This is a genomic window from Neglectibacter sp. CSJ-5 (assembly GCF_032490475.1).
GTDB classification, from domain to species: Bacteria; Bacillota; Clostridia; order Oscillospirales; family Acutalibacteraceae; genus Hominenteromicrobium; species Hominenteromicrobium mulieris.
Window position 1 is genome coordinate 102,661 of sequence record NZ_JAVYJC010000004.1, and the last position, 25,536, is coordinate 128,196.

Annotated in this window: 25 protein-coding genes and 3 pseudogenes; 23 read left to right on the plus strand and 5 right to left on the minus strand. The window is 48.9% G+C overall.

The window, feature by feature from the left end; translation table 11 throughout:
* Positions 1 to 11: 11 nt before the first annotated feature.
* From R2K26_RS09335 to R2K26_RS09435, 22 genes and pseudogenes are all read left to right on the plus strand, one after another.
* Entirely contained in the window at positions 12 to 446 is a 435-nt protein-coding gene (locus R2K26_RS09335; RefSeq protein WP_316519965.1) for a PrgI family protein, read from the plus strand.
* On the plus strand, positions 364 to 2,793 hold the full coding sequence (locus R2K26_RS09340) for a VirB4-like conjugal transfer ATPase, CD1110 family (protein WP_396897239.1): 2,430 nt from the start codon (positions 364 to 366) through the stop codon (positions 2,791 to 2,793). The genes R2K26_RS09335 and R2K26_RS09340 overlap by 83 nt, the downstream gene beginning before the upstream one ends.
* A complete protein-coding gene (locus R2K26_RS09345) occupies positions 2,786 to 2,959 on the plus strand; it encodes a hypothetical protein (RefSeq protein WP_021739915.1) in 174 nt (57 codons plus the stop codon). The genes R2K26_RS09340 and R2K26_RS09345 overlap by 8 nt, the downstream gene beginning before the upstream one ends.
* A complete protein-coding gene (locus tag R2K26_RS09350; protein ID WP_316519969.1) occupies positions 2,952 to 3,974 on the plus strand; it encodes a DNA cytosine methyltransferase in 1,023 nt (340 codons plus the stop codon). Before R2K26_RS09345 ends, R2K26_RS09350 begins: the two co-directional genes overlap by 8 nt.
* Positions 3,971 to 5,950 carry a C40 family peptidase gene (locus tag R2K26_RS09355; RefSeq protein ID WP_316519971.1) on the plus strand — a complete coding sequence of 660 codons (1,980 nt, stop codon included), beginning with the start codon at positions 3,971 to 3,973 and terminating at the stop codon, positions 5,948 to 5,950. The genes R2K26_RS09350 and R2K26_RS09355 overlap by 4 nt, the downstream gene beginning before the upstream one ends.
* A gap of 26 nt (positions 5,951 to 5,976) precedes the next feature.
* Positions 5,977 to 6,249 carry a DUF4315 family protein gene (locus R2K26_RS09360; protein WP_021738126.1) on the plus strand — a complete coding sequence of 91 codons (273 nt, stop codon included), beginning with the start codon at positions 5,977 to 5,979 and terminating at the stop codon, positions 6,247 to 6,249.
* A gap of 103 nt (positions 6,250 to 6,352) precedes the next feature.
* Positions 6,353 to 6,643: pseudogene (locus R2K26_RS15455) on the plus strand (SH3 domain-containing protein); the annotation flags it as partial.
* Between the two features lie 9 nt (positions 6,644 to 6,652).
* Positions 6,653 to 7,315, plus strand: coding sequence for a DUF4366 domain-containing protein (locus R2K26_RS15460; protein WP_396897242.1), 663 nt, complete (start codon positions 6,653 to 6,655; stop codon positions 7,313 to 7,315).
* Positions 7,308 to 8,723: pseudogene (locus tag R2K26_RS09370) on the plus strand (DNA topoisomerase); the annotation flags it as partial. The gene R2K26_RS15460 and the pseudogene R2K26_RS09370, both read left to right, overlap by 8 nt.
* A gap of 53 nt (positions 8,724 to 8,776) precedes the next feature.
* Entirely contained in the window at positions 8,777 to 10,699 is a 1,923-nt protein-coding gene (locus R2K26_RS09375; RefSeq protein ID WP_316519977.1) for a recombinase family protein, read from the plus strand.
* Complete coding sequence (locus tag R2K26_RS09380) at positions 10,696 to 11,079, plus strand: TnpV protein (RefSeq protein WP_005930786.1); 384 nt, start codon at positions 10,696 to 10,698, stop codon at positions 11,077 to 11,079. The genes R2K26_RS09375 and R2K26_RS09380 overlap by 4 nt, the downstream gene beginning before the upstream one ends.
* Before the next feature lie 109 nt (positions 11,080 to 11,188).
* Positions 11,189 to 11,437 carry a ferredoxin gene (locus tag R2K26_RS09385; protein WP_097780879.1) on the plus strand — a complete coding sequence of 83 codons (249 nt, stop codon included), beginning with the start codon at positions 11,189 to 11,191 and terminating at the stop codon, positions 11,435 to 11,437.
* Positions 11,415 to 11,705 (plus strand): molecular chaperone, encoded by a 291-nt coding sequence (locus R2K26_RS09390; protein WP_097780880.1) that lies wholly within the window; start codon positions 11,415 to 11,417, stop codon positions 11,703 to 11,705. Before R2K26_RS09385 ends, R2K26_RS09390 begins: the two co-directional genes overlap by 23 nt.
* 505 nt (positions 11,706 to 12,210) lie before the next feature.
* Entirely contained in the window at positions 12,211 to 12,897 is a 687-nt protein-coding gene (locus R2K26_RS09395) for a DUF6973 domain-containing protein (RefSeq protein ID WP_110437421.1), read from the plus strand.
* Between the two features lie 99 nt (positions 12,898 to 12,996).
* Positions 12,997 to 13,854: a metallophosphoesterase gene (locus tag R2K26_RS09400; RefSeq protein ID WP_097780881.1), complete on the plus strand. Its 858-nt coding sequence runs from the start codon at positions 12,997 to 12,999 to the stop codon at positions 13,852 to 13,854.
* Between the two features lie 242 nt (positions 13,855 to 14,096).
* On the plus strand, positions 14,097 to 15,629 hold the full coding sequence (locus R2K26_RS09405) for a serine/arginine repetitive matrix protein 2 (RefSeq protein ID WP_172594837.1): 1,533 nt from the start codon (positions 14,097 to 14,099) through the stop codon (positions 15,627 to 15,629).
* Between the two features lie 62 nt (positions 15,630 to 15,691).
* Positions 15,692 to 16,330 carry a CHC2 zinc finger domain-containing protein gene (locus R2K26_RS09410; protein WP_110437422.1) on the plus strand — a complete coding sequence of 213 codons (639 nt, stop codon included), beginning with the start codon at positions 15,692 to 15,694 and terminating at the stop codon, positions 16,328 to 16,330.
* Positions 16,242 to 17,618 carry a virulence-associated E family protein gene (locus R2K26_RS09415; RefSeq protein ID WP_110437423.1) on the plus strand — a complete coding sequence of 459 codons (1,377 nt, stop codon included), beginning with the start codon at positions 16,242 to 16,244 and terminating at the stop codon, positions 17,616 to 17,618. Before R2K26_RS09410 ends, R2K26_RS09415 begins: the two co-directional genes overlap by 89 nt.
* A gap of 251 nt (positions 17,619 to 17,869) precedes the next feature.
* Positions 17,870 to 18,067, plus strand: a complete 198-nt coding sequence (locus R2K26_RS09420; protein ID WP_005335835.1) for a hypothetical protein — start codon at positions 17,870 to 17,872, stop codon at positions 18,065 to 18,067.
* 41 nt (positions 18,068 to 18,108) lie between these two features.
* A pseudogene (locus R2K26_RS09425) lies at positions 18,109 to 18,798 on the plus strand (DNA topoisomerase); the annotation flags it as partial.
* Positions 18,785 to 19,264, plus strand: coding sequence for a hypothetical protein (locus R2K26_RS09430; RefSeq protein WP_316520004.1), 480 nt, complete (start codon positions 18,785 to 18,787; stop codon positions 19,262 to 19,264). The pseudogene R2K26_RS09425 and the gene R2K26_RS09430, both read left to right, overlap by 14 nt.
* Positions 19,265 to 19,276: 12 nt before the next feature.
* Entirely contained in the window at positions 19,277 to 21,103 is a 1,827-nt protein-coding gene (locus tag R2K26_RS09435; protein ID WP_316520006.1) for an antirestriction protein ArdA, read from the plus strand.
* A 354-nt stretch (positions 21,104 to 21,457) separates the two neighbouring features.
* Here the strand turns inward: R2K26_RS09435 and R2K26_RS09440 are convergent, their stop codons facing one another.
* From R2K26_RS09440 to R2K26_RS09460, 5 genes are all read right to left on the minus strand, one after another.
* Entirely contained in the window at positions 21,458 to 22,336 is an 879-nt protein-coding gene (locus tag R2K26_RS09440) for a Bro-N domain-containing protein (RefSeq protein WP_316520009.1), read from the minus strand.
* A gap of 243 nt (positions 22,337 to 22,579) precedes the next feature.
* Positions 22,580 to 22,912: a DUF6050 family protein gene (locus R2K26_RS09445; RefSeq protein ID WP_316520010.1), complete on the minus strand. Its 333-nt coding sequence runs from the start codon at positions 22,910 to 22,912 to the stop codon at positions 22,580 to 22,582.
* A gap of 71 nt (positions 22,913 to 22,983) precedes the next feature.
* Complete coding sequence (locus R2K26_RS09450; RefSeq protein ID WP_316520012.1) at positions 22,984 to 24,327, minus strand: relaxase/mobilization nuclease domain-containing protein; 1,344 nt, start codon at positions 24,325 to 24,327, stop codon at positions 22,984 to 22,986.
* On the minus strand, positions 24,288 to 24,617 hold the full coding sequence (locus R2K26_RS09455; RefSeq protein ID WP_316520014.1) for a plasmid mobilization protein: 330 nt from the start codon (positions 24,615 to 24,617) through the stop codon (positions 24,288 to 24,290). The genes R2K26_RS09450 and R2K26_RS09455 overlap by 40 nt, the downstream gene beginning before the upstream one ends.
* A 194-nt stretch (positions 24,618 to 24,811) precedes the next feature.
* Positions 24,812 to 25,180: a helix-turn-helix transcriptional regulator gene (locus R2K26_RS09460; RefSeq protein WP_021738115.1), complete on the minus strand. Its 369-nt coding sequence runs from the start codon at positions 25,178 to 25,180 to the stop codon at positions 24,812 to 24,814.
* Positions 25,181 to 25,337: 157 nt separating this feature from the next.
* On the opposite strand from R2K26_RS09460, the gene R2K26_RS09465 reads away from it, so the two are divergent.
* The gene (locus tag R2K26_RS09465; RefSeq protein WP_173737155.1) at positions 25,338 to 25,526 is read left to right on the plus strand and encodes a helix-turn-helix domain-containing protein; all 189 of its coding nucleotides are present in this window, start codon (positions 25,338 to 25,340) and stop codon (positions 25,524 to 25,526) included.
* Positions 25,527 to 25,536: the final 10 nt, after the last annotated feature.

Sequence of the window (25,536 nt, forward strand, 5' to 3'; positions counted from 1 at the left end):
GGCTTGATAAATTGGCGTATGTAACCATTCCAAAGGATTTGACGAAAGTAAAATCCAAAGTGTTGTTTGGACTCACCAAACGGCAGCTTATATGTTTCGGAGCGGCGGCACTCATCGGAGTACCGCTTTTCTTTTTGCTCAGACGCACGGCCAGCAACAGCGCCGCTGCGTTCTGCATGATTATCGTCATGCTCCCGTTCTTTCTGCTCGCCATGTATGAGCGGCACGGCCAACCCCTGGAGGTGGTGGCCGGACAGGTCATCCGCTGTATGTTCCTGCGGACGAAGGAGCGGCCTTACCAGACAATCAATTTCTACGCAGCCTTGGAGCGGCAGGCCCAGGCGGAAAAGGAGGTGAAAGCCATTGTTCAGAAAGCGAAAGCAAGAGCCGCAGGCACGGCAGGCGGCAAAACCCGCGGTAAAGCTGACCGCCGCAGAAAAGCGTGAGATCAGCCGTATTCTGGAAACTGCCAGAGGCGACGGCAAGGTACATTCCGCACAGGATACCTTACCGTTCCGCCAGATGTACCCGGACGGCCTGTGCAAGCTGGACGATCACACCTGGTCGAAGTGTATCGAGTTCGAGGATGTGAATTATCAGCTTGCAAAGCCTGACGACCAGACGGCGATCTTTGAAGCCCTCTGCGATATGTATAACGCCCATGACGCTTCTATCGGGATGCAGCTCTCCCTTGTGAGCCGCCGCATGAACCGGGAGGATTTTGTGAAGCGTATCGAGATTGCGGCGCAGGGAGATCACTTCGACCATATCCGTGAACTTTACACGCAGATGCTCCGCAAGCAGCTTGAACATGGCAACAACGGTCTTATCAAAACAAAGTATCTGACTCTCACCATCGAGGCACGGGACAGCAAAACCGCACGGGCACGGTTTTCCAGGATCGTCATGGACGCCCTCAACCATTTCAAGGTCATGGGTGCTTTGGCGAAGGAACTTGGCGGCAAGGAGTGGCTGGAAATGCTCCACGGCATCCTGCACCCGGACGGGGAGCGGTTTGCCTTTGAATGGAGCTGGCTTGCCCCTTCCGGCCTGTCGGTCCAGGATTTTATCGCACCATCTTCCTTCCGCTTCGGTGAAGCACGGAAGTTCACAATGGCAGATAAAGTCTGCGCCGTGTCCTTCCTGCAGATCAGCACACCGGAAATGGATGACCGTATGCTCACCGAACTGCTGGATACGGACAACGGGCTGCTTGTCAGCCTCCATATCCGCAGCATGGATCAGAACGAGGCGATCAAAACGGTCAAGCGGAAGATCACCGACATTGACAGTATGAAGATCGACGCTCAGAAGCGGGCGGCGCGGGAAGGGTTCGATATGGACATCATCCCCACCGACCTTGCCACCTATGCAGGTGAAGCAAAGAACATCCTCCGTGATCTGCAAAGCCGGAATGAGCGAATGTTCCTGATGACCTTCCTGGTGGTGAACTTTGCGGACAGCAAGCAAAAGCTGGAGAATGACCTTCTCCGCGCGGCAAGCGTGGCGCAGAAATATAACTGCTCCCTGGTGCGGCTGGACTTTCAGCAGGAGGACGGCTTCGTGTCGGCTCTGCCCCTGGGTGTCAACCGCATTAAGATACAGCGCGGACTTACCACTTCGGCGGTGGCGGTGTTCGTTCCCTTCACCACACAGGAGATTTTCCACGGCGGCGAGGCTCTTTACTACGGGCTTAATGCTACTTCTGGCAACATGATCCTTGCCGATCGTAAAAAGCTGAAAACGCCCAACGGCATGATCTTAGGCACGCCCGGCAGTGGTAAGAGTTTTTCCGCAAAGCGTTCCATCGTTGGGGTATTCCTGAACACAAAGGACGATATCCTGATCTGCGACCCGGAGGCGGAATATTTTCCGCTGGTGAACCGTTTGGAAGGTCAGGTCATCAAAATCTCGCCTACCAGCACGCAGTATGTGAACCCTATGGATATCAACCTCAATTACAGCGAGGATGATAACCCGCTGGCGTTGAAATCTGACTTTATCTTGTCGTTCTGTGAACTGGCGGCAGGCGGCCGGAACGGTCTGGAGCCGGTGGAAAAGACGGTCATTGACCGTGCTGTGCGGATCGTGTACCGCCCCTATATCGCAGACCCCCACCCGGAGAATATGCCGCTGCTGGAAGATTTATATGACGAGATCAAACGGCAGCCGGAGCCGGAGGCACAGCGGATCGCGGCTGCACTGGAACTGTATGTGCATGGCAGCCTGAATGTTTTTAACCACCGTACCAACGTGGATATCAACAACCGCATTGTCTGCTTCGATATCAAGGAGCTGGGAAAGCAGCTCAAAAGCCTGGGTATGCTGGTGATCCAGGACCAGGTATGGAACCGTGTTTCCCAAAACCGGGATCAGGGCAAATCCACCTGGTACTTCGTAGACGAGTTCCACCTTCTGCTGCGGGGCGAGGTTGGTTCCTGGAGCGTGGAGATTTGGAAACGCTTTCGTAAATGGGGCGGTATCCCCACGGGAATTACGCAGAACATTAAGGACCTGCTTTCCTCCCCGGAGATCGAGAACATCTTTGAAAACAGCGATTTTGTGTACCTTCTGAACCAGGCCAGCGGAGACAGAAAAATTCTCTGCGAGCGCCTGAATATCTCCAACCAGCAGGCGGCACATATCAGCAACGCAGGCCCCGGCGAGGGGCTGATCTTCTTCGGCAATGTGATCCTGCCTTTTGTGGATGACTTCCCGAAGGACAATGAACTTTACAGCATTATGACGACAAAACTTGGTGAAACCGGGAAAGGAGAAAACGAACATGAATGATCCCCGCTATTTGCATACGGAAGAAAAGCAGGAGGGTGAAACCTTCTTTGATGTGATGAATCGGCTGATTGCCAGAAGCAAGGCGGTCACGGCGGATATGGAGGCGGTTCTTGCGGAGCTGGAAAGTGAGATCGAACCGTTCCGTGCGCCGAAAGACCATGAATAACCTGACCCATGTGAGCCTGTTTTCCGGCATTGGCGGTCTGGACCTGGCGGCGGAGGCTGCCGGGTTTGAAACCGTCTGCCAGTGTGAGTGGGCGGATTTTCCGCACTCCGTCCTCTCCGCACGATGGCCGGATGTTCCCAGGTTCCGGGATATTACTACTTTTACGAAGGAGGCGTTTTTTGAAAAAACAGGATTTGAAACAGTTACCGTTATCTCAGGCGGCTTTCCCTGTCAGCCCTTCTCCACCGCCGGAAAACGGAAGGGCTTTTCGGATGAACGCTACCTGTGGCCGGAAATGTGCCGCGTTATTACCGAGCTGCGGCCCCGTTGGGTGCTTGGGGAAAATGTTGCTGGCTTCATCAATATGGGGCTCTACAAAACGATCTTTGACCTGGCAAAAGCGGGATACGCTGTTCTCCCATTCGTATTTCCGGCTTGCGGCGTCGGCGCATGGCATGAGCGCCAGCGAACTTTTATCGTCGCGGCTGATGTTTCCCACACCCCTTGCCTCCGACAACAACACCGCCAGGGACGCGGCAAGCCTGGATGTGTTCCTGTCGGACAATGGGATATTCCGCAAGCGGAACCGAAACGGGGCGATTTGGAGCCTCAGCCTGTCGGCGGCGGTATTCTATCTGACCCCGGTGGCGTCGGACGGTTTCCGCTCGACCTTGAAGCCGTCGGCCTTCAATCCGGCGAAGAAGGACGGGAACCTTTCAGCGCAGATCATCTCCCAGGAACGGCCGGTGTCCGAAACATCGGCGCTGAACCCGGATTGGGTGGAATGGCTCATGGGCTTCCCGAAAGGATGGACGGACGTATCCTCTGGACCGCTGAACCGGAAGGAATCCCCCGTATGACCGAGCGCATGGATGATCGGGCGCTGCGGCTGAAAACTTTGGGAAATGCGGTCTGCCCGCCCCAGGCCTATCCCATTTTTCGCTATATCGCCATGATCGAGAATGGCACCTGCGGTGACTTCTGCCCCTATGGAAAGGAAGGTGACTGCCTATGAGGGAACTGAAAGCAACCGATAAGATCACGCAGAAAATGACCCGTGACGGTGCGGTATCGGAAAACCTTGCCACGGGCGAGGTGGAACATATCAGCAGCCGGGAGCCGGAAACGGAGCTGTCCGCTTCTTCGGAAGAATCTGCTGGCGCGGCTGCTGACCTTGCCCTGCGTGCGGCGGAACACCATGAGAAGAAAAGCGCACGAAAGGCGGAAAAGGCTGACACCCAGTCGGTGCGGGATGGTTCTGCCGCAAGGCAGCGCCCGTCCTCCCGTCTGCAATTCACCGAGGAAGAACGTGCCGATTCCGCACTTGGGAAGTACATCGACCGTTCCGACCGTGCGGCGGATAGGCTGGACGCGGCAAAGGCCGCTATCCCCACAAAGAAAGTTCTTCGCACCGAGCGTATTTTTGACGAGACAGCCGGAAAAGGCAAAACGCAGCTTCACTTTGAAGAAGTGGAGAAACGCCCAAACGGACGCCTGCGGCACAATCCGCTTTCCCGACCGGTCCATGAGATCGTCCACGCCGCCCATGCGAAGGTGCATGAGGTGGAACAGGAAAATGTGGGTGTTGAGGCTGGACACAAGGGCGAAGTGCTGACGGAACGCGGGCTTGCCTACGGAAAAGGCAAAGTCCGTGCCGCTGTCCACCATCACCGCACAAAGCCCTGGCGTGACGCGACGAAGGCAGAGCAGGCCTCTTTTAAGGCAAACGCCGACTACCTTTATCAAAAGGCACTGCATGATGATCCTGCATTGGCAGCTTCTAACCCGGTATCCCGCTTTCTGCAGAAACAGCGGATCAAACGGAACTATGCAAAGGAGCTGCGGCAGGCGGAGAAAACCGCAAAGAACACAGCGGCCTCGGCGAAAAGTGCGGCACAGAAAGTAAAGGACGCATTCAAGGAAACATTCCTCTACATCAAGCATCATAGCCGGGCGGTTCTGTTGGTGATCGGCATTGGTGCCTGTATTGCCTTGCTGTTTGGCGGGGTATCTTCCTGTTCCATGATGGCAGGTTCCGGTGTGGGCGGTGTATTTACTTCCTCTTATCTCTCCGAGGACACGGATATGCTGGCTGCAGAGGCGGCCTACTGCGAATTGGAGCAGGAGCTTCAATATGAGCTGGACCACTATGAGACTCTGCACCCCGGATATGACGAATACCGTTTTGATCTGGACGAGATCGAACATGACCCTTATGTGCTGATCTCCATTCTCACGGCGTTCCATGAAGGTGTGTTCACCATCGACGAGGTTCAGGAGGAACTGCAAATGCTCTTTGAAAAGCAGTACATCCTGACGCAGACCGTGGAAGTGGAGGTGCGCTATCGGACGGAGACACGGACAGACAGCGAGGGAAATGACTATGACGTGGAAGTACCGTACAACTACTATATCTGCAAGGTGAAGCTGGAAAACTTCGATCTTTCCCATGTGCCGGTCTACATCATGGACGAGGAAATGCTTTCCTTGTATGCGGTCTATATGGCAACGCTGGGAAACCGGGAAGATTTGTTCCCAGGCTCCGGCTATGTAGACAAGTACACCAAACCACCCACCACCTATGATATTCCGCCTTCCGCACTGGAAGATGAAACCTTTGCAGCGCTCATTACCGAGGCGGAGAAGTATATCGGCTATCCCTATGTCTGGGGCGGCAGCAATCCGAACACTTCTTTTGATTGCTCCGGCTTCGTGTCCTGGGTGCTGACGCAAAGCGGCGTCTGCAATACGGGCAGGCTGGGAGCCCAGGGACTCTACAATATTTCCACCCCGGTATCCTCTGCCAACGCAAGGCCCGGCGACTTGATCTTTTTCGTCGGCACTTATGATACACCGGGTGTTTCCCATGTAGGCATCTATGTGGGCGGCGGGAAAATGCTGCACTGCGGCGACCCCATCCAGTATGCAGATATCAACACAAGCTACTGGCAATCCCACTTTTACGCTTTCGGGCGACCACCCTACAACTAAAAAACGATATGGAGGTAATTTGATTTATGGCAACGACACAGAAGATCCGCAATGACATTGCGAAAACCAAAGAAAAGATCGCGGAGCAGCAGAAACGCCTTCGTGCGCTGGAGACCCAGCTTGCGGAGGAAGAAAATCTGGAAATCGTCCGCATGGTGAAAGCCGTGAAGATGGACAACAAGGAGCTGACCGCCTTCCTGAAAGCCTATGCCAGCGGTATGATCTCCCTGCCGGAAGGTATGCTGCAGGAGGGCAACACCGAGAATGAGGAAACGGAGGGATACGAGGATGAAGCATAACTTTATGACAAAAATGGTATCGGCTCTTTTGGCGGTGGTGCTCAGCACTGCCGCTTTTTCTGTCACCGCCTTTGCCAGCGGCGGTGAGGAAACCACGGAGTCCATGGCTGAACAGGAAACGGCCGGTGATGTTTCTGATCTGCTTTCCACTCTGGCAGGCAGCCAGGTCACGGTATCCGTCACCGATGATGGTATCCAGTTCAGTTCCGGCGAAAATGACCCCGGGCAGACCGGTACTGTCACCACGGGCGGCGGCAATTTGAATGTCCGCACGGGTGCGGGAATGGACTACACCGCCTTCACCCAGCTTCCAAACGGAACGACCGTGAAGGTGATCGGCACGGACGGAGACTGGCTGAAGGTCATCCTGCCGGAGAAAGTCGGCTATGTCTATTCCGGCTACATGACGGTAAGTGACGGCGAGGCTGGTTCCGGGGAAGGTCCTTTCTCTCTGGATGCGGAAACTCTGGAAAATCTGCTGGGTATGCTGGGCGGCGGTTTGAATGGCGGTGCCGCCCTGACGCCGGATGGGAACCTGTCACTGATTGACGATATCGGCAGCCCTGCCACCAGTGGCAAGCAGTTTATTACAGTAGAAACGAAGAACGGCAATGTGTTCTATCTCATTATCGACCGTGACGACGAGGGCGAGGAAACCGTGCATTTTCTGAACCAGGTGGATGAAGCCGACCTCATGGCACTCACGGAGGATGGAGAAAAGGCGGAAACACCTATTGTCTGCACCTGTACGGAAAAGTGCCAGGCCGGAGCGGTCAACACCGCTTGCCCGGTCTGCGTAAAAAATCTTAGTGAATGTGTTGGCACAGAACAGAAAGCTGCGGAGCCCACCGAGCCGGAGAATCCGGAACCCGAAAAGAAAAGCAATACCGGGGCGATCCTGGCGGTGCTGCTGATCCTTGCAGCCGGAGGCGGCGCGGCAGTCTATTTCCTGGTGCTGAAACCGAAGCAGGGAAAGAAAGTTCCTGCTGATCTGGATGATTTCGACCTGGAGGATGAAGAAGAATATCTGACTGAGGACGAGGAAACGGAGGAAAAGAATGAGTAAACTGATTATCGCAGAAAAACCGAGTGTGGCAAAATCTATCGCGTCGGCCCTGGGTGCTTCATCCAGGGCCGATGGCTTTTATGAGGGCAACGAACTTCTCGTATCCTGGTGCGTTGGGCACCTGGTATCCCCAATGGATGCGGGCGGCTATGACGAGCGTTTCAAGAAATGGCGCTATGACGATCTTCCCATTCTGCCGGAGCCGTTCCGTTATGTGCTTGCACCGGGCAAGGAGGACGCCTTTGAAAATCTACGCGCCCTAATGAACCGACCCGACGTGGATACCATCGTCAATGCCTGTGACGCCGGGCGTGAAGGTGAGCTGATCTTCCGTCTGGTGTATGAAATGACCGGCTGCCGCAAGCCGGTCCTCCGTCTCTGGATTTCCTCGATGGAGGACAGCGCTATCCGGGAGGGCTTTTCTGATCTGCGCCCCGGCACCGATTATGAAGCCCTGTATCAATCTGCCCTCTGCCGCCAGAAAGCGGACTGGCTGGTGGGGATCAATGCTACGCGACTTTTCTCCGTTCTCTATCACCGTACCCTGAATGTGGGCCGTGTGCAGACGCCCACGCTGGCAATGCTGGCAGAGCGTGACACGAAGATCACGCTGTTCCACAAAGAGAAATATCATCTGCTGCGCCTGACGCTGAATGGAGCCGAGGCGGTGTCGGAGAAGTTCACCGATCCGGCGGAGGCGGAACAGGCAGCGGCCATGTGCAAGGGTGCGGCCATCACCTGTACCTCTGTCACGAAAGAGCAGAAAAAAGAACAGCCGCCGAAGCTCTATGATCTTACCACCTTGCAGCGTGAGGCAAACCGCCTGTTCGGATACACGGCGAAGCAGACCCTTGACTACGCCCAGAGCCTCTACGAAAAGAAGCTGCTGACCTATCCCCGCACGGACAGCCGGTATCTGACCTCCGATATGGTGGAAACGGCATCCTGCGTGATCCACCTGGCGGCGAAACTGCCACCTTTTAATAGCTGCATAGACTTCTTCCCTCTGATGGAGGCCATGATCTCCGACAAGGACGTATCCGACCACCACGCCATTATCCCCACGATGGAGATTGAAAAAGCGGATATCAAGGCTCTGCCCCTAGGCGAGCGCAATTTGTTTCTGCTGGTCTGCTGCAAGCTGCTGTGTGCATCTGCCAATCCCTATGAGTATGAGGCGGTCACGGCAACTTTCGACTGCGGCGATCATTCCTTCACCGCAAAGGGCAAGCGCATCCTCTCCGAAGGCTGGCGGGAGATTGACCGAATCTTCCGAATCTTCCTGAAAGAAAAGCCTGTGGATGGGGACGGCGGCACACTCCCGGACTTCACCGAAGGGCAGACTTTTGACGGTGCGGAGGTTTCCGTCACCGAGCATTTCACCCAGCCGCCGAAGCCCTACACCGATGTGATATTTTGTGAGCGTAAGGAGTGGATAGGAATTGAAGAAAGGAGTTCAGCATGAGAAGAAAAAAAGATAAAAGCAATGGCATTACTGCTTTGTATGAAAGACTGTCTCGTGATGATGATAATGCTGGAGAGAGTAACAGTATAGTTCATCAAAAGCAAATGCTTGAAGATTATGCTATGAAACATGGTTTTACGAATCTTGTTCATTTTACCGATGATGGTTGGAGTGGAGCGACCTTTGACAGACCTTCATGGAACAGACTTGTTGAAGGTGTTAAAAACGGAGAAATCACTGCCTGTATCTGCAAGGATATGTCCAGAATCGGCAGAGATCATCTGCAAGTAGGTTTTTTCACTGACATTCTGTTTAGAGAAAAGGAAGTTCGATTTATAGCAATCAATAATGGTATTGACAGTGACCGTCAAGAAACCAGTGAGTTTGCCCCTTTTCTGAATATCATGAATGAGTGGTTTGTCAGGGACACAAGTAAGAAAATTAAAGCTGTACTGAAATCCAGAGGTTCTTCCGGCAACGCTCATACAAGTAATATTCCACCATACGGCTATTTGAAAGACCCCGAAAACCCCGACCATTGGATTATTGATGAAGAAGCTGCTGAAGTAGTCCGCAGAATTTATCGCATGACTATTGAGGGAAAAGGACCTTATCAGATAGCAAGAGAACTTTCAGAAGAAAAAATAGAAAGACCATCTTATTATCTTGGCAAAAAGGGACTTGGAAATCATGCAAGCAACTATGACAAAGAAAATCCGTATATGTGGCGAGGAAATCAGGTTACTACTCTGATTGCCCGACCAGAGTATATCGGAAAGACTGTCAATTTCAGGACATTCAAAAATTCCTATAAGGACAAAAAGACGAAAAGGGCAGATAAGGAAGATTGGGTGGTTTTTGATGATACACAAGAGCCTATTGTCGATGAAGAAACATGGCTGCTTGCTCAAAAGTTAAGACAGAATGTAAGAAAAGCAGATCCTATGGGCGAGCCTAATGTTCTGACCGGAAAGATTTACTGTGCTGATTGTGGTGCGCCGATGTATAATCACAGGCAGCGGAAAGGGCGAGAAAGAATATACTATACTGCCAAAGGCGAAAAAAGGACAAGTCATTCCAATCCGGCAGATTGTTATGAATGTTCCACATATAATCTGGGTTGTCAGAGATATGACCGGCATTGTACTTGCCACCATATTTCAACAAAAGCACTTAAAAGCATCATTCTGAAAACCATACAGGAGACTTGCCATTATGTTTCTTTGAATGAGCGGGAGTTTGTTTATTCTCTGCAAGAAGAATCGGCGATGAAAGATATTGCTGTTTCTGAAACTGTAAAAAAACGCATTGAAAGAAATCAGAAGCGAGTTCACGAACTGGATATGCTTATCAGGAAAATCTATGAAGATAATGTGATTGGAAGATTGCCGGACAGGCTTTTTCAGAGTATGCTTACTGATTATGAAAATGAGCAGAACGAGCTGAACAAGATTATTGAGACTGACACCGCTGATATGCAACGGATTATAGGCGGTCAAAATAATGTGGAGCGTTTTCTAAAGCTGGTTAAAAAGTATGAGAACATTACAGAACTTACTCCTGCCATGATAAATGAATTTATCGACAAAATTCTGGTTCACGAGCCACAAGGAAAAGGTGCAGACCGCACCACAGAGGTGGAGATATATCTTAACTATGTCGCGCAATTTCAAGTACCTGTGGAGCAGCATGAGCCAACAGAGGAAGAAAGGATTGCTGCTGAAAAAGAGGCGGAACGACTTCGCAGAAAACGAGAATCCAATCGTAAGTATATGAAAAAGATTCGTGAGAAATCAAAAGAATTTGCGGAGCATGAGCGTATAGCAGAAGAAAAAAGTTCTGATAGCAATGTGTGTGTTGAACAGAACGCCACAAGCAAATCAAATCGGCAAAAAGTGAAAGGAGAAAAAATAGCATGACAGAATTGAAATCACGAATCCATGACAAAAGCAACGGTCTGGACTATGTTCTTGTGGGCGATTACTATGTGCCGGACTTGAAGCTACCGGAGGAACACCGCCCTATCGGTATGTGGGGCAGACTGCACAGGACATATTTGGAGCAGTACCGCCCTACAAGGTTCTCTGCCCTCTGTTTATCCGGCGAACTGCATACTTACCTTGCTGACCTGGACGAACAGGCAACGGAAAGATGCAGCCTTATCATTGAGCAGATGAAACAAGCCGAGGGTGTGACCGAAACCATGAAAGCAGACAATCAGATGTTGTGGGTACAGTCCATGAACTCTATTCGTAACCGAGCCGAAGAAATCATCAGACAGGAAATGATTTACTGCTGATTTTATCAAGTCCAAAACCAACATTTTTATATCGTAAACGAAGCGACAGGTATTTCCTTATGAAGTGTCTGTCGCTTTTCATTTATCAAACTTTAAGGAGGAAAACACAATGAAGATGAACCGGAATGAAATGGAAGCCCTTTATGCCTTTGGCTGTCCGAACCTGAAAGCAACTGTCGAGCGTTTGCGTATGGTGGCTGCCCTTGCACCCGATCCGGCGGCGAAGAAGTTGTTTTATATGCTTTCCGTCAAGCTGAGTGCTGAGGGTGTTGAAAGGTGGTATCGCTGCTTTTACCGCAAGCTGCGTGTGTTGAAAGACCATAGGGAGGGCTGCTATGACGAGACTGACGAAGATTGAGAAAGAAACAATCGTTCTCTTTAATGAGGGCGAGGACAAGGCAAATATCTATACCCACAACGCCGGATTGAAAAAGAGGCTGGCTGCTTTTACTAAGAAGTACCCTGACCTTTGCCGACTGGAAAAATCCAATGTTCAAGGCGGTGTTTCTTATGTGCTGGCAAAGTCCCGTCTGTCTATCCGCTTCCTGCCGCCTTACAGCGAGGAACGTAGACAGAAAGCCAGTGAATATGCGAAAAAGCATGGGCTGAACAGTCAACAGGGATAGTGTGATAATAAGGGCTGATATGCGGTTAAAATGTCAGGTGCAGACCTGATGTTTTGACTGCAATTACATATGGGGGATATAAAGTATCGCTCTGTCTTTAATATATGGAAATTGTGTTGCAAATATTTTCTTGTATCTAAATTTACAATATATTAATTGATTTCTCGATTGCTTTCAGGTATAATATTGCATAGGTAAATAAGTTGCAGTAAATATTTGAGATGTTAGTAAGGACATTAGAGTATGGTCAGCACATCAGCTCTATCATCATAAATGAAGGTGTAATTGTTCGAAAAGGTAATACATATACCATGCCTGTTGATGGTATAGCTAAACCACAAATCAAACTTGAAAAAACTGAAAATTTTTTCAAATAAAGTGTCCAAAATCAGGGGTTCAATCCGTTATAGAGGGTAACGGAAAACAAAGAAAGGAGTTGATACCAATGCAGTATCGAGAGCGTTATCTACAAATGAGTTCATAAATTTGAAAGGAGATATTAATTATGAAAATTATGAAGAAATTCTCTACCCTATTACTGACCGGTGTGTTGATGCTTGCAATGAGTGTACCAGCTTTCGCTGCGGAGCCGGAAACTGGGAATCTGAATGAAGTTACGACTACCAAAGATTTGGCAGTTTTGACCGCAGAACTTGAAGATTTTGTAGCACTCAATCCTGACAGCACAGAAGCTGAACAAGATGCACACTTAACACAGTTTATCCAGAATGGTGGACTGAACAGAGCAGCTACATATGGCATTGGTGACTATATCCCAGGATATAACAATCTTAACCCTGCTGAAAGAGAGCTTGTGAAGAAACATCCAGTTCAAGCTACTAAGGTGTTTACGACTGCACAATCCGCTACTGACTATACTATTAGCACCTATGGTAAAAATGGTTGGCAAGATAATTCTGATGCCTTCAGACATTGCCTTTGGAATGCATTGATGAAAAAAGCCATGGACGCTTCTGCTGCAGAAGAATGGGCAACTGCTCATGAATATGAGTCCAGTGGTCTTGATAAATCAATGGATTTGTTTAACAATAGTATTGGTAGATCTATTGATGTTTCCAATAAGTCTGAAGCTCAGATTGTTTCTGCGGTTAAGACTAAAGTCAGCAATGGTTCTTGCCGTCGTATCATCAATAATAAGTTGGTTGCTACCAATGGAGATGGAATGAAGTAATTATTCTATTTCATAACTATTTTAAGTAATATCTAACAAATGGTGTCACTACTGAATAAGCAGTGGCACCATTTGTAGTTAATTCAAAGGAGGATAATTATGAAAATAGTAGTTGGAGGGCAACACAAACGAAGAAATTTGATTGTGCTAATTTTGATTATCTTAGTTGTACTAATTGGCTGGATATTTTGGACGAATATGCATTTTACCTCAACGCATCTCTCCATTATAAATGACAAAATTCCCAAAGATTTTTATGGGTATAAAATTGCTGTTGTGTCAGACCTACACAACCATGATTGGAATGGAAAATTAACTGAGCAGCTACAAAAAGAAGCACCTGATATAATTGTGATAACAGGTGACTTTGTGGATTCTTCTCACACAGATTTCGGTGTAGCAAAGAAATTTATTTACGAAGCCAGAGATATAGCCCCGATTTACTATGTTACTGGAAATCATGAAGCTTGGCTTGATAATTATGATGATTTGCATAAACTACTGCTTGATGCAGGAGTTCATATAATGGACGATAAATGTGAACTTATAAAAAAAGGAAATTCAAATATTAACATTATAGGTATTCAAGATCCAGATTTTGTTGAGCGAGATACAATGGGTGGTATTCAAGGGGCAATTGTAGAGACAAAAATGGAGCCGTTGTTGGACAAGAAAATGTATAATATCGTTCTTTGCCATAGACCTGAACTCTTTGATAATTATGTTGCATTGGGTGCTGATTTGGTATTAGCAGGTCATGCTCATGGTGGGCAGATCCGTATTCCATTCATTGGTGGTTTAATTGCTCCTAATCAGGGATTTTTTCCAAAGTATACAGAAGGTGTTTATCACAAAGAAAAAACTGATATGGTAGTAAGTCGTGGATTGGGTAATTCCATCATTCCTGTGCGAATTAACAATACTCCTGAGCTTTTAATTGTTACATTAGGCAAGTAGCAATAAGCCTGTTTCAAAATCAGACATTTTTAATTATTTTTTAGTGACGAGATAAATATTAAGAAAAATAATATTTGCCGTTGTGATGCTCTTGAGTATGGAAAGAATGAAACGATGGAAATTGAATTTTAAGGATTTAGTGAGTTTTGTTTATCTATTTGCAGATTATCTGTAATCTGCCACAACTGAATATGACCGTCAAGGTCCGATGAAGAAACCGATGTATTGAGCGTAAAGCGATCATGCGTCGGTTTTTCTTTTTGCAAAATAGTCCGGTGGACTGTTTTGTAAAACCGAAGGAACTGACGGAGCTTGGGACAGGGCGAAGTCAGTTTGTTCGGGCGGGAGTACGGAGGGTGCAACCCTTTGTGCATGGGTACAGGGAATGCAATACCCCTGTGCAGGTCAAGGGCGGCAGCCTTGCCCAGTTAAGTGGCGTTTCGCCACTTAGTACTGGGTATTACTTGACGCAGAAAGCCGCAAGGAATCAGCTTCGCTGCCCTTCTCCCCTGTCGGGGAAATCAAAAAGAAAAGGAGGAACTCATGTGAAATTAACAAGACACAATGGACGAGCCGGAAAGAATGGCGTTTATAATCCGAAGCACAATGACCGCAGTTTTGACATTGCCAACAGCGAACACATTGACGAAGAACGAGCCAAACTAAATCTCTATTGGGACTGTTACAATGGCTTCAATTTCAAAAATCCCGAAAAGGAAAATGAACTGTCTGCCACTTTTGAAGATGTGGAACAGCTTTTTTATCGTCAGCGGTATCGTGAATTTGTGACCGGACAGAACGAAAGAAATGTGAAGAACCGACACCCTGAAAGGAATAAGGAAACCGGTGATTTGCTCAAAAGCAAAAAGACCTGTCCAGAGGAAACGGTCTATCAGATTGGAACACTTGATAATCATGTTCCACCGGAACTGCTCATTGAGATTGTCACAGAATTTATGGAAATCGTAAATGAGCGTTTCGGCTCTCATGTCCATATCCTGAATTGGGCGCTGCACTTGGATGAAAGCACCCCTCATATTCACGAGCGTCATGTGTTCGACTGTGAAAATCAATATGGGGAGATTGCCCCACAACAGGAAAAGGCTTTGGAAGCACTGGGGTTTGAACTGCCGGAACCGGAGAAGCCGGTCGGAAGAAAAAACAACCGCAAGATGACTTTCGATTCAGCCTGTCGAGTGCTTCTGTTTGATGTGGCGAAAAAGCATGGCTTACAACTGGAAGAAGAACCAGAATATGGTGGTCGTGCTTATCTGGAAAAACAGGACTATATTCTTTTCAAGCAAAAGGAGCAACTGGCAGCACAGGAGCAAAAGTTGGAAGAACTCACGATGAAGATTGAGGATGTGGAAGCTCTGGTGGATGAGGTTGCTGATATTGCCTATGACAAGGCGGTTGAGGTCGTTGCTGATACTGTGAAACTGGAAACGCACAAGGAGGATATTAAGCTTGTGGAGCAGTCTAAAGCGTGGGTTCTCTCCCCTGAGCGTAAGGCTTCAAAGAAAGAAATCGAGTATGCAACGAAACGATTGGATGGCGTGATTGCAAGAATCACAAATGCTATGAAATCAACCATTCAGAAAATCCAAACTACGCTGATGAAACCGGAGGTCAAAAAAGCCGGAACGGAGCAAATTAAGAAGAAAGCCAAAAGTTCCATTATAGAGCAGTTGAGCCGCAAAAAGAAAGAAATTGCAGAGCGTGAAGTCAGCCGGACAAATCAGGCGAAAAGCAAAAAACAGGATATGGAACTCTAAAGCACTTGCTGTTTTCACTTTGAAAATGACAGGTGCTTTTTTCGTTTCAGGAAAGGAGTCACATGAATGTATTTGAAGTTGTAAAAGAAAATGTTACTGCCCGACAAGCCGCAGAAGCCTATGGCTTGAAAGTGGGTCGCACAGGTATGGCGTGTTGTCCGTTTCACTCGGATAAGTCCCCCAGTATGAAGCTGGATGAACGCTATTACTGTTTTGGCTGCGGAGCAACCGGAGACGCTGTTGATCTGACAGCGAAGCTATTCGGTATCGGGCTGAGAGAAGCTGCTGTTAAACTTGCTGAAGATTTTGGTCTTAACTATGACAGCCGACAAAAGCCCAGTGTCCGCCCTCGTATTCGTGAGCCGACACCGGAGCAAAAATATCAAAAAGAAGAAAATCATTGCTACAAGGTGCTGACGGATTATTTTCATCTTCTTAGAGAATGGGAAAAGAAATACGCTCCTAAACAGCCGGATGAGGAATGGAGTCCCCTGTTTGCAGAAGCACTGTATAAGAAGAACTATATCGAATATCTGCTTGATATTCTTCTGTATGGTTCATTGGAGGAACGAAAAGCACTTGTGGCAGAACAGAGAAAGGAGGCGTTAAAACATGAACAGCGAATTGCAGAATTGTCAGCAGACAGAACCATGCACAGTAGAAGAAATCCGAAACAGCTTAGAGCAGAGCGAGAAAGGTAAGGTTTATAATACTGCCGCAAATTATAAGCGTGTTCTGCAATATGACCCACTTTTGAAAGGGGCTATCCGAAAAAATCTTCTGACCGAAAGAATCGACATTGTGAAGCCCCTCGGCTGGTATCGTGACAGCCCGACATTGACGGATGTAGATGTGAAATATCTGCTCCTATATTTTGAAGAAAACTATGGATTGACCGTAGAGAAGAAAATCATAGACGCAGTTGCGGTTATTGCCAACGAAAACCGTTACCACCCTGTCTGCGATTTTCTCAATGCCCTACACTGGGACGGAACGGAACGCATACGCTTCTGTCTGCACCGCTTTCTCGGTTCTGATACAGATGATTACACCTATGAAGCATTGAAGTTGTTTCTGTTGGGTGCTATCTCACGAGCCTTTAAGCCGGGGTGCAAATTTGAGGTAATGCTCTGTCTTGTAGGCGGTCAGGGAGCCGGAAAGTCCTCTTTCTTCCGTTTGCTTGCGGTCAATGATGATTGGTTCTCTGATGACTTGAAAAAGCTGGATGATGAAAATGTGTACCGCAAAATGCAGGGGCATTGGATTATTGAAATGTCGGAAATGATTGCAACCGCCAACGCTAAGAGCATTGAAGAAATCAAATCCTTTCTGAGCCGCCAAAAGGAAACCTATAAGATACCCTATGAAACACATCCGGCAGACAGAAAACGACAATGTGTGTTTGGAGGTTCTTCTAATACCCTTGACTTTCTTCCCCTTGACAGAACAGGCAACCGCCGCTTCGTTCCGGTTATGGTCTATCCTGAAAGGGCTGAGGTTCATATTTTGGCAGATGAACAGGCTTCCAGAGAGTATATCAATCAGATGTGGGCAGAAGCTATGGAGATTTACAGAAGCGGCAATTTCCGTCTGAGATTCAGTCCGGCTATGAACGATTATCTGAAAGCCCACCAAAAGGATTTTATGCCGGAGGACACAAAGGCAGGACAGATTTTAGACTATCTGGAACGCTATTCCGGCAGCATAGTCTGCTCTAAGCAGCTTTACAAGGAAGCACTGGGGCATGATTATGACGAACCGAAACAATGGGAGCTGCGAGAGATCAACGACATTATGAATAACGCTGTCACAGGCTGGAGGGCGTTCAGCAATCCGAGATATTTTCCAGAGCCTTACCGCAGACAAAAGGGCTGGGAGCGTATCAGGAACGACAACGAGCCTGACAACAGCATGGATGGTTTTCAGGAAATCCCGACAGAGGAAATGGAACAGTTAGGACTTCCGGAGGAATGGTTGAAGCAAAAATAAAAGCCCGTTGTCGCTTCGGTTGTCGAGCCGGTTGTCGGTCTGGTTGTCGGGCAAAAATCCCGAAAGCCTTGATATTGCGGCACTTTTCCCTCTCTGACAACCATGACAACCAATATTATAAAGAAAAAGGAAATAGTAAAAAAATAGTATCGCCCGATAAAGAAAAAAGGTTTTCTGATGTCCGTTGTCGGAACTTCGTTGTCAGACCTTTCCTTGTCGGGCTTTTTTCATTTAATTAGGAGGAATATCGTATGACAAATATCGTGAACAGTACACTACCCACCCCAAATAACCATTCGGAGAAAAATAAACCGGATGGAGTTTTTGTGATTAAGCAAGGCAAAACAAATTATAAAGTCAAAGTGTTTTTTGACCATAGTAGCGGTTTGACTGCTGAGGACAGATTGAAACGCATTATTCAGGCAGAAGCAGAGAGAGAATCTGCGTAAGTAATATGAAAAATATCCATGCACCCCCTTGACAAAAGCTTTCAGAAGATACTCTCCTGTCCGCTATGGAGAATGCGGGCAAGGACGATATTCCAGACGAGGCGGAGCGAAAAGGTCTTGGCACGCCTGCGACCAGGGCGGCTATCATCGAAAAGCTGGTGGCAGCCGGATTTGTGGAACGCAAGGGCAAGAGCCTGATCCCAACAAAAGCCGGTATCAACCTTGTCACGATCCTGCCGGAGCCGCTGACCTCTCCTATGCTGACGGCGGAATGGGAACAGAAATTGACGGAGATCGCAAAGGGCGGCGCTGACCCGGATACCTTCATGGACGGTATCCGCATGATGGTCCAGGAGATCGTGTCCACCTATTCCTGCATTTCCGAGGACGGCAAAAAGCTGTTTGCCCCGGAGAAGGAAGTGATCGGTACCTGCCCCCGCTGCGGCCAGCCGGTCTATGAGGGCAAGAAGAATTTTGCTTGTTCGGATCGGTCCTGCGGTTTTGTCCTCTGGAAAAATGACCGCTTCTGGACGAGCCGCAAGAAGGAGCTGACAAAGAAGATGGCGACGGACCTTCTGAAAAAGGGACGCACCAATGTCAAGGGAATGTGGTCTGAAAAGAAACAGGCTGCTTATGACGCTGCGGTGATTTTGGATGACACGGGCGGTAAGTACATCAATTTCAAGCTGGAATTTCCGAAAAGAAAGGTTGGTGCTGATGGCAGAAAATAAGACTTTGGAACATTTACCCGAAGTGAGGGCGGCGGTGGCTGCCCTCTCCCCGGAGGATCGGAAACTGTTGGCGGCGGTGCAGGCATCGCCCTTCAAGCTGACAACGCCGGAGCAGTTCAAGGAGTTTACGGACAACATTGACTATTTCGTATTTGAGCCCAACATCCACGATTTGAACGATCTGGGCTGGCGGTATCTGGCACAGCACATGGATATGCTGCTGCCCCCGGAACTTTTGAAAGCAATCGACCCTGTTCCGTTTGGCAAGTACGCCATGCAGGAGGAACAGGGCCATTTTACGGAACACGGATACATTTCTCTCTCCGGCGACGAGTGGAACCATGAACGCCCTGCGGAGCCGGAGAAAAAGCCTTCCATCCGGGAACGGCTGGAACAGGGCAAGAAGGAATGTGCAGAGAAAAACAAGTCGCAGCCCCACAAGGAAAAGTCTGCGCCGGAACTGTAAGGAGGTGCTGATATGCCATATTACGATCACGACAAGGATTATCCCTTTGCCGCCTTTATCACCAATCTTGGGAAGTACAATGAGGGCGAGCTTGTGGGCGAGTGGGTGAAGTTTCCCACCACCGCCGAGGAATTGAAGGAAGTGTTTAAGCGGATCGGGATCGGCCAGAAGGATGACTTCGGCCAGCCCTATGAGGAATGGTTCATCACGGACTATGACTGCTATGTGGACGGTCTTTACAGTAAGCTGGGTGAATATGAGAATCTGGACGAGCTGAATTATCTGGCGTCGAAGCTGGATGAAATGGACCAGAGCGACTATGCGAAGTTCCAGGCCGCTATGGAGATCGGTGACTATACCAGCAGCCTGCAGGAGATCATTAACCTCACCGAGAATCTGGATTGTTATGAGATTTACCCCAATATCGAGGATTATGACGATCTGGGCCACTATTATATCGAAGAACTGGACGTTATGCAGGTGCCAGAGCATTTGCAGAATTACATCAACTATGAGGCCTACGGTCGGGACGTTGCGTTGGAGGAAAACGGCACCTTCACGGATCAGGGCTATGTGCGTGATACGGGTGACAGTTTCCATGAGTATTACGACGGTGAGCGCGGCAGTATCCCCGACGAGTACCGGGTGATGACTTTTCAGGACGATCTTCCCGAAGAAGAAAAATCTGAATGGGCTATGGATATCGCCTTTGACATGGATGAATTTTTCCGTCAGAACGATCCGCAGTATGCAGCGGAGCACCCGGAGGCGCACGCCGCAAAGGAAGAACTTTACGAAAACCTGATGGCAGGGCGCATTTCCGCTTTGGATGAAAAGCTGGCGGCGTTAGGGCAGACACAGGAGGACTATCTTCCTTCGGAGATTGAAAAATTCAAGGACGCCACGGGCTATGAGGAATTTCTTGATTTTGACCCGGCGGAGGTCAAGGCCGCTTTGGATGACCCGGAGAAGTCCCATGCGGATGAAATGCTGTCCGCTGCGGAGAAGGTTGCCTCGGAAAAGATGACTGTGCTTGTAGTGGAGCCTATGAAGGAACCCTATGTGAAGGAGATCGCCCCCGATCTTCATTCCCTGCAGGCGGAGGTCGGCGGAGACATTGGCGCAACTTATCCCTATTCTGACCCGGTGGCGCTGGTTTGCAATGATGAAGGAAAGCTCATAGGGCTTGACCTGAACCGTGGGCTGCGGGATGAAAATGGAGAAATTTATGATATCGTAGCAGGGACTTTCCTGGTGGTTGGACTTGGTGAGGAAGATTTTGCCTCCCTGTCCCCGGAACTGATTCAGAAATACACGGAACAGTTCAAAACGCCGGAACGATTTATGCAGATCAATGGCAATATCGTTGTTCTTCCTGTCCCAGCAGAGAAGCAAGACCTCGCTTATCTGCCAGACCGTTTTGAGACCGGCGAGCGCATCCAAACGCCCAGGGGCAGCTTTCAGGTGACGGCTATGAGCCGGGAGCAGATGGAGGCGGCCGGTTACGGCGTCCACCATATTTCCGATGATGGAAAGTATCTTATCATGGGAAACGGCACACGGGCCTTTGCCGTGGCAGCGGAGCAGCCGGAAAAGGACAATCCTCTCCGCACCGCTGAAATGACGCTGGAGGATGACTACGGCATGATCGACGGCGTTATCAACAACGGCAGACGCGGCGAAGAATTGGAAAAAGCCCAGGAGTACGCAGATCGGACAACGCCGGAGAAGCCTTCCATCCGTGAGCGGTTGGAGGATGCCAAACGGGAGTGTGCCGAGCACAAGCCACCGGAGGGCAAGAAGCCCGGTCGTGATGTACCGGAGCATGACTGCCTATGAGCCGAAGTAAAAAATGGCGGCTGGAATGGGCGTTCTTCTTGGGTGAGAACGGCAGGCGGCAGTATAACCATATCTGTAAAAAATGTGTTCACGGCTGCAAGCAGAGTTTCCGGGCGTGTCTGGTCGCTTGTCCGCATTACAGTTCCAAACGGTCTAAAATCTGTGAGAATATGGGTGGAAAAAACACAGAATAATTCCCTGTATCCGTATTTTCAAAGGGAGCCTTTATGATTTTTCATGTGTCGGTCTGCTTGCTGGCACATGGAGAAAAAGGCTTGATTTCAAACACTTTCTGGCACATAAAACGGGAGTACAGCTTTTCGGCTCGTCCGATTGGCTGTACTCCCGCCTTTTTTATTTGTTTTCGTCATTATCAGGTTTTTCCGTTTCCGCTACACTTTCTATCATGTCAACGACTACGGCATTAAGCTGTGCGGCGTTCTGCGATGTAATGACTGGTCGCCCGGTATCCTTTTCAATATCCTGTCGAACCTGACCGGCATAGCTGCCGCCACGACGGGCAATCTTCTGACTTTCAGAAAATCCTTCCGGCTGATGTGCTTTTGACAGTTCTGTGGTTGTTGCCTCTGCAAGCATATTCAGAACAATTTCCATCGTACTCATATTATCACGGAGGTTTTCTTTTTTCAGACCTTTCAGCTTCTTATATTGCCGAGTAGTCATGCCGGACCATGCTTTCGTAATCTCATCTGTGAGAATCGCATACTCTTTGCCTTGCTGTACGCCGCGCTCCTGCCATTCCGCGGTAAGCTCATTACGGACACGGATAGAAAGAAGTCGCTGATGAATCCAGTCTGTATCATATCCCTTTTTCTGATAGGTCTCTAATGCACGGTCGATTGCCTGTTCCGGGTCAATCGTTTCTTCGATGCGTTCACGGCCAACTTGGGCCAACCAACGCTTAAAAGGTTCTGCCTTTGGAGAAGGAATTGACTGGATAATTCTCAACAATCCTTCGGTATTGGCTGCTTGGATTTTTCGCATTTTACCATCTGCTGCTGGCATTTGAACTGGGGTACAAATTGTACCCCAGTTGGCAGACAGCTCCGGATCACGGGCACGCATTTTCTTTATGTACTGTTTCGGATCAGAACTTTCTGCCAAAACTGCAATTACATCTTGGACGGAGAAATACCATTCTTCCTGTTCTTCGTCCCATGCGGTGCGTATTTTTCTATCTTCAAAAAGCTGGATGGAATTATTTTCGTCCATGAGCCTCAACCTCCTTGGAGTATGTATTTTAATTTTAACATGAAAGGGTTTCTATTTCTATAAGAGAATCAAATTTCGCCGTAGTAGGCGTTATGGGAATGTGCGTAAACTGCCAGGATTGTGAGGCTGTGGGAAAGCTGTTTGCAGACCTGTGGGAAAAGGCTTGTCTTTTTCCATCAGGTTGTGAATGGCTTTTCCATCGGCACGAGCGGCAGTTTTCCATATTTCCATGACGCAAGAAAATCATCCAACGATCAGCCAGTACACCGTCAGCGGCACATACCACACCGCCACGATCAGCCGCCATGCCAGAACGAAACCACCGATCACACCACCGATAATGAAGTTCAATGCAAACAGGGCGATCCCTCCACCCAGGGAGCCGCCGCCCGGCACGATCCAGAGGCACATCCGATGGAGGCCAAACGGCAGCCCGCAGAGTATCCAGAGCCATACATAGTCAAGCTCTCCGTTCTTCATGCAGGCGGATTTGAAGATACAATACAGGATCAGTGCCACGATCACGGGCAGTACACTTTTGAAGAAAAACGCTTTGATTGCTTCGCTTCTTGTCATCGGTAAAACCTCCTTCCGCAGTTCCATTATACAGGACGCCGGGAGCTGTGCCCAGCGTCTTTCAGAGAAAATTATTCAAGTTCATGTCGCCGCTGTTGTTCCTGTTCCTTTGGAACGGTCAGTAGTGCATCTACATTCTGTTTAACAGTATCGTATTCTTGGGCTTCGGTTCTTGCGGTTTTGTACTCCGTAAGGAGCCGTTCCTTTTCTGCGTTGAGCTTAGCAAGCTCCGTTTTCATGCTTTCAGTTATCGGCAGCGGCACAGCCCCCAGTCGTTTCAATTCTCTGGCGGCCGCTTCAAAAAGGATGATTTCGCTCTCATGCCCCCGCAAAAACTTTTCCTTATCGCCGGATTTACGGTAACGGTCGTAGATCGGTTTCAACTGGCGATAGGTGGTAGCGTGCTTCATCACAAGGGCAAGTTCGGCACTTCTGCTTTCTATCCGCTTGATCTCTGCATGAGCGGTATCCCTGCGTGCGGATATTGCGGTCAATTCGCTTTCCAGTTCTCCATAGTTGCTTATCCCGTGCTCCGTCAGGAAATTCATGGTCTTGGCGGCCTGTTTCAGATTGTTCAGCTTCGCCCAATGGGTGAAGCCTGCGCTCTGCTGTGCCTTGATGTTATTCTGGATATCAATGAGCAGGCTGATCTTTCCGTCCTGCCGTTTCGGTTGGTGGGAAGGTCTGGATCGTCCGGCGATCCGGGCGGCAAGGGCTTCTTCGGTGTAGTCCACACCCAGGGTTTTCAAACGGGTGAATCGTTCCTGATCCGGCGCTCTGGCGGAGATATATTTGCCCCGCTTGATCTCATAGCCTTCTCTCTGCAGGCGACGAAGCAGTTCTTCTAAATCGGAACAGGCTGGCAGGAGTCGGTCGATTGCCGCTTTCAGCTTTGCCTTATAGCTGGTGCCGTTCTGCGTAGCCTGATGTTCAATATAGCTCTTGCCCTTGTCCTGTCCTGGGATGATGACAGACAGACCGTGTTCCTTGCAAAGTCGGTCGGAGGTACGGCGGATATCGTGATAGCTTCGCTTGTTGGAATGATAGTGTTTATGATCCGTAAAGCTGACCGCATTGAAAATCAGGTGATTATGAACATGATCTTTGTCGATATGAGTGGTAAGTACAAACTCATACTTGCCGCCCAGGATTTCTTTTGCGAGCTTCATGCCGATCTCATGGGCCTGTTCCGGCGTGACCTCCCCAGGCTGAAAGGCTTGGATCAGGTGGCGGCCCAGGTTCGTTCCCTTGTCGATGGCGTGGCGGCGGGTCCAGGCAAATTCAATGTCCGCGGTTTCAGCGGCGCAGCCATAGGAGGATACAAGCAGCTTTCCGTCCGTCTTTTCCGGGTTGCAGATATAGTCAATGGCTGCTTTCAGCGTTGATTTGATAGGATGTGTCTTTGTAACTGCCATATCTCGTCCAGCCTTTCCCGTATCTCGTCCATGTCGGCCTGATACGCAGGACCTCCGGCGTTGATCCGCTTGGTAATCTGGTTGATATTCCGACCAATGGCGGAAAGCTCTTTGGTGAACGCCTTGATATCTGCGGTGTCTGTATAGATGATATATCCGTCAATCGCCATCTTGCGGAGATATGCGCCATATCTGCGTTTGGGTAACTGGCTCATTTTTTCGTCTATGAGCCGTTTTTCATCCTCCGTAACATAGAATTTCATTTGGATATTCCGTTTTCGATTTGCCATGTGCCGCCTCCGTTCTTTATAAGGGTTTGGGACTATCCCAACAAGCAATTTTGAATTTTCGGGCAAGGGACCTGAAAATCTCAAAATTCGCAAGCGGGTACTCGCTTGCTGTGCTTGCTACCGTATCTTATCCCTACTTATAAAGCGTTGCGGAAGTCCAAAAATGCCCGCAAAACAAGAAAAACAGAGGATGTTCAGACACCCTCCGTTTCTTCATTCGGCTTTTCAATTTTTAAGGCCCCGTCAATGGCACCTTCCACGATAGGCAAATACTGTTCCGGGCAGAGCTTTAACTTCTGTCCAACCCGCTGGCGCAGCTCGCTTTCCTCTCGCATGACCTCTGGATTGAAATATCTTTCCATAGGCAGGCCGCAGATTTTTACAAGCTGTATGATGACCGGCAGGCTGGGGATCGTGCCCTCGTTTTCAATGTTGGCAAGATACCTGGTATCAATATTCACCTTTTCGGCTAAATCTTTTCGTGCAAGGTTCTTCGCCTTCCGTGCTTCTTTTACATCTGCACCGAAGGTTTCAAAGCCAGGGCAGTCTTTAACTTTTGCCATTCAACATCACCCACATACATTCTATATTTCATAGTCTGCACATGGAATGATGTGATATCCATTCTTCCTGCACTTTATATTTCATGTCTCGGTATTGCTATCATTCGTCTGACCGTATATAATAATGACAAAGGAATTTTTGCGGGAGGGTAGCAAAATGCTTGAATATATCTCTGCCCCAGAAGCGGCAAAAAAGTGGGGCATTTCCGAGCGGCGGGTTCAAAAGCTGTGCGAAGAAAAACGTATACCGGGTGTTGCAAAATTCAGCCGTATGTGGTTGATACCAAAGGACGCAGAAAAGCCCGTTGACGCAAGATACAAAAGAATTTTGAAAACTACACTTTAATCACAAAATC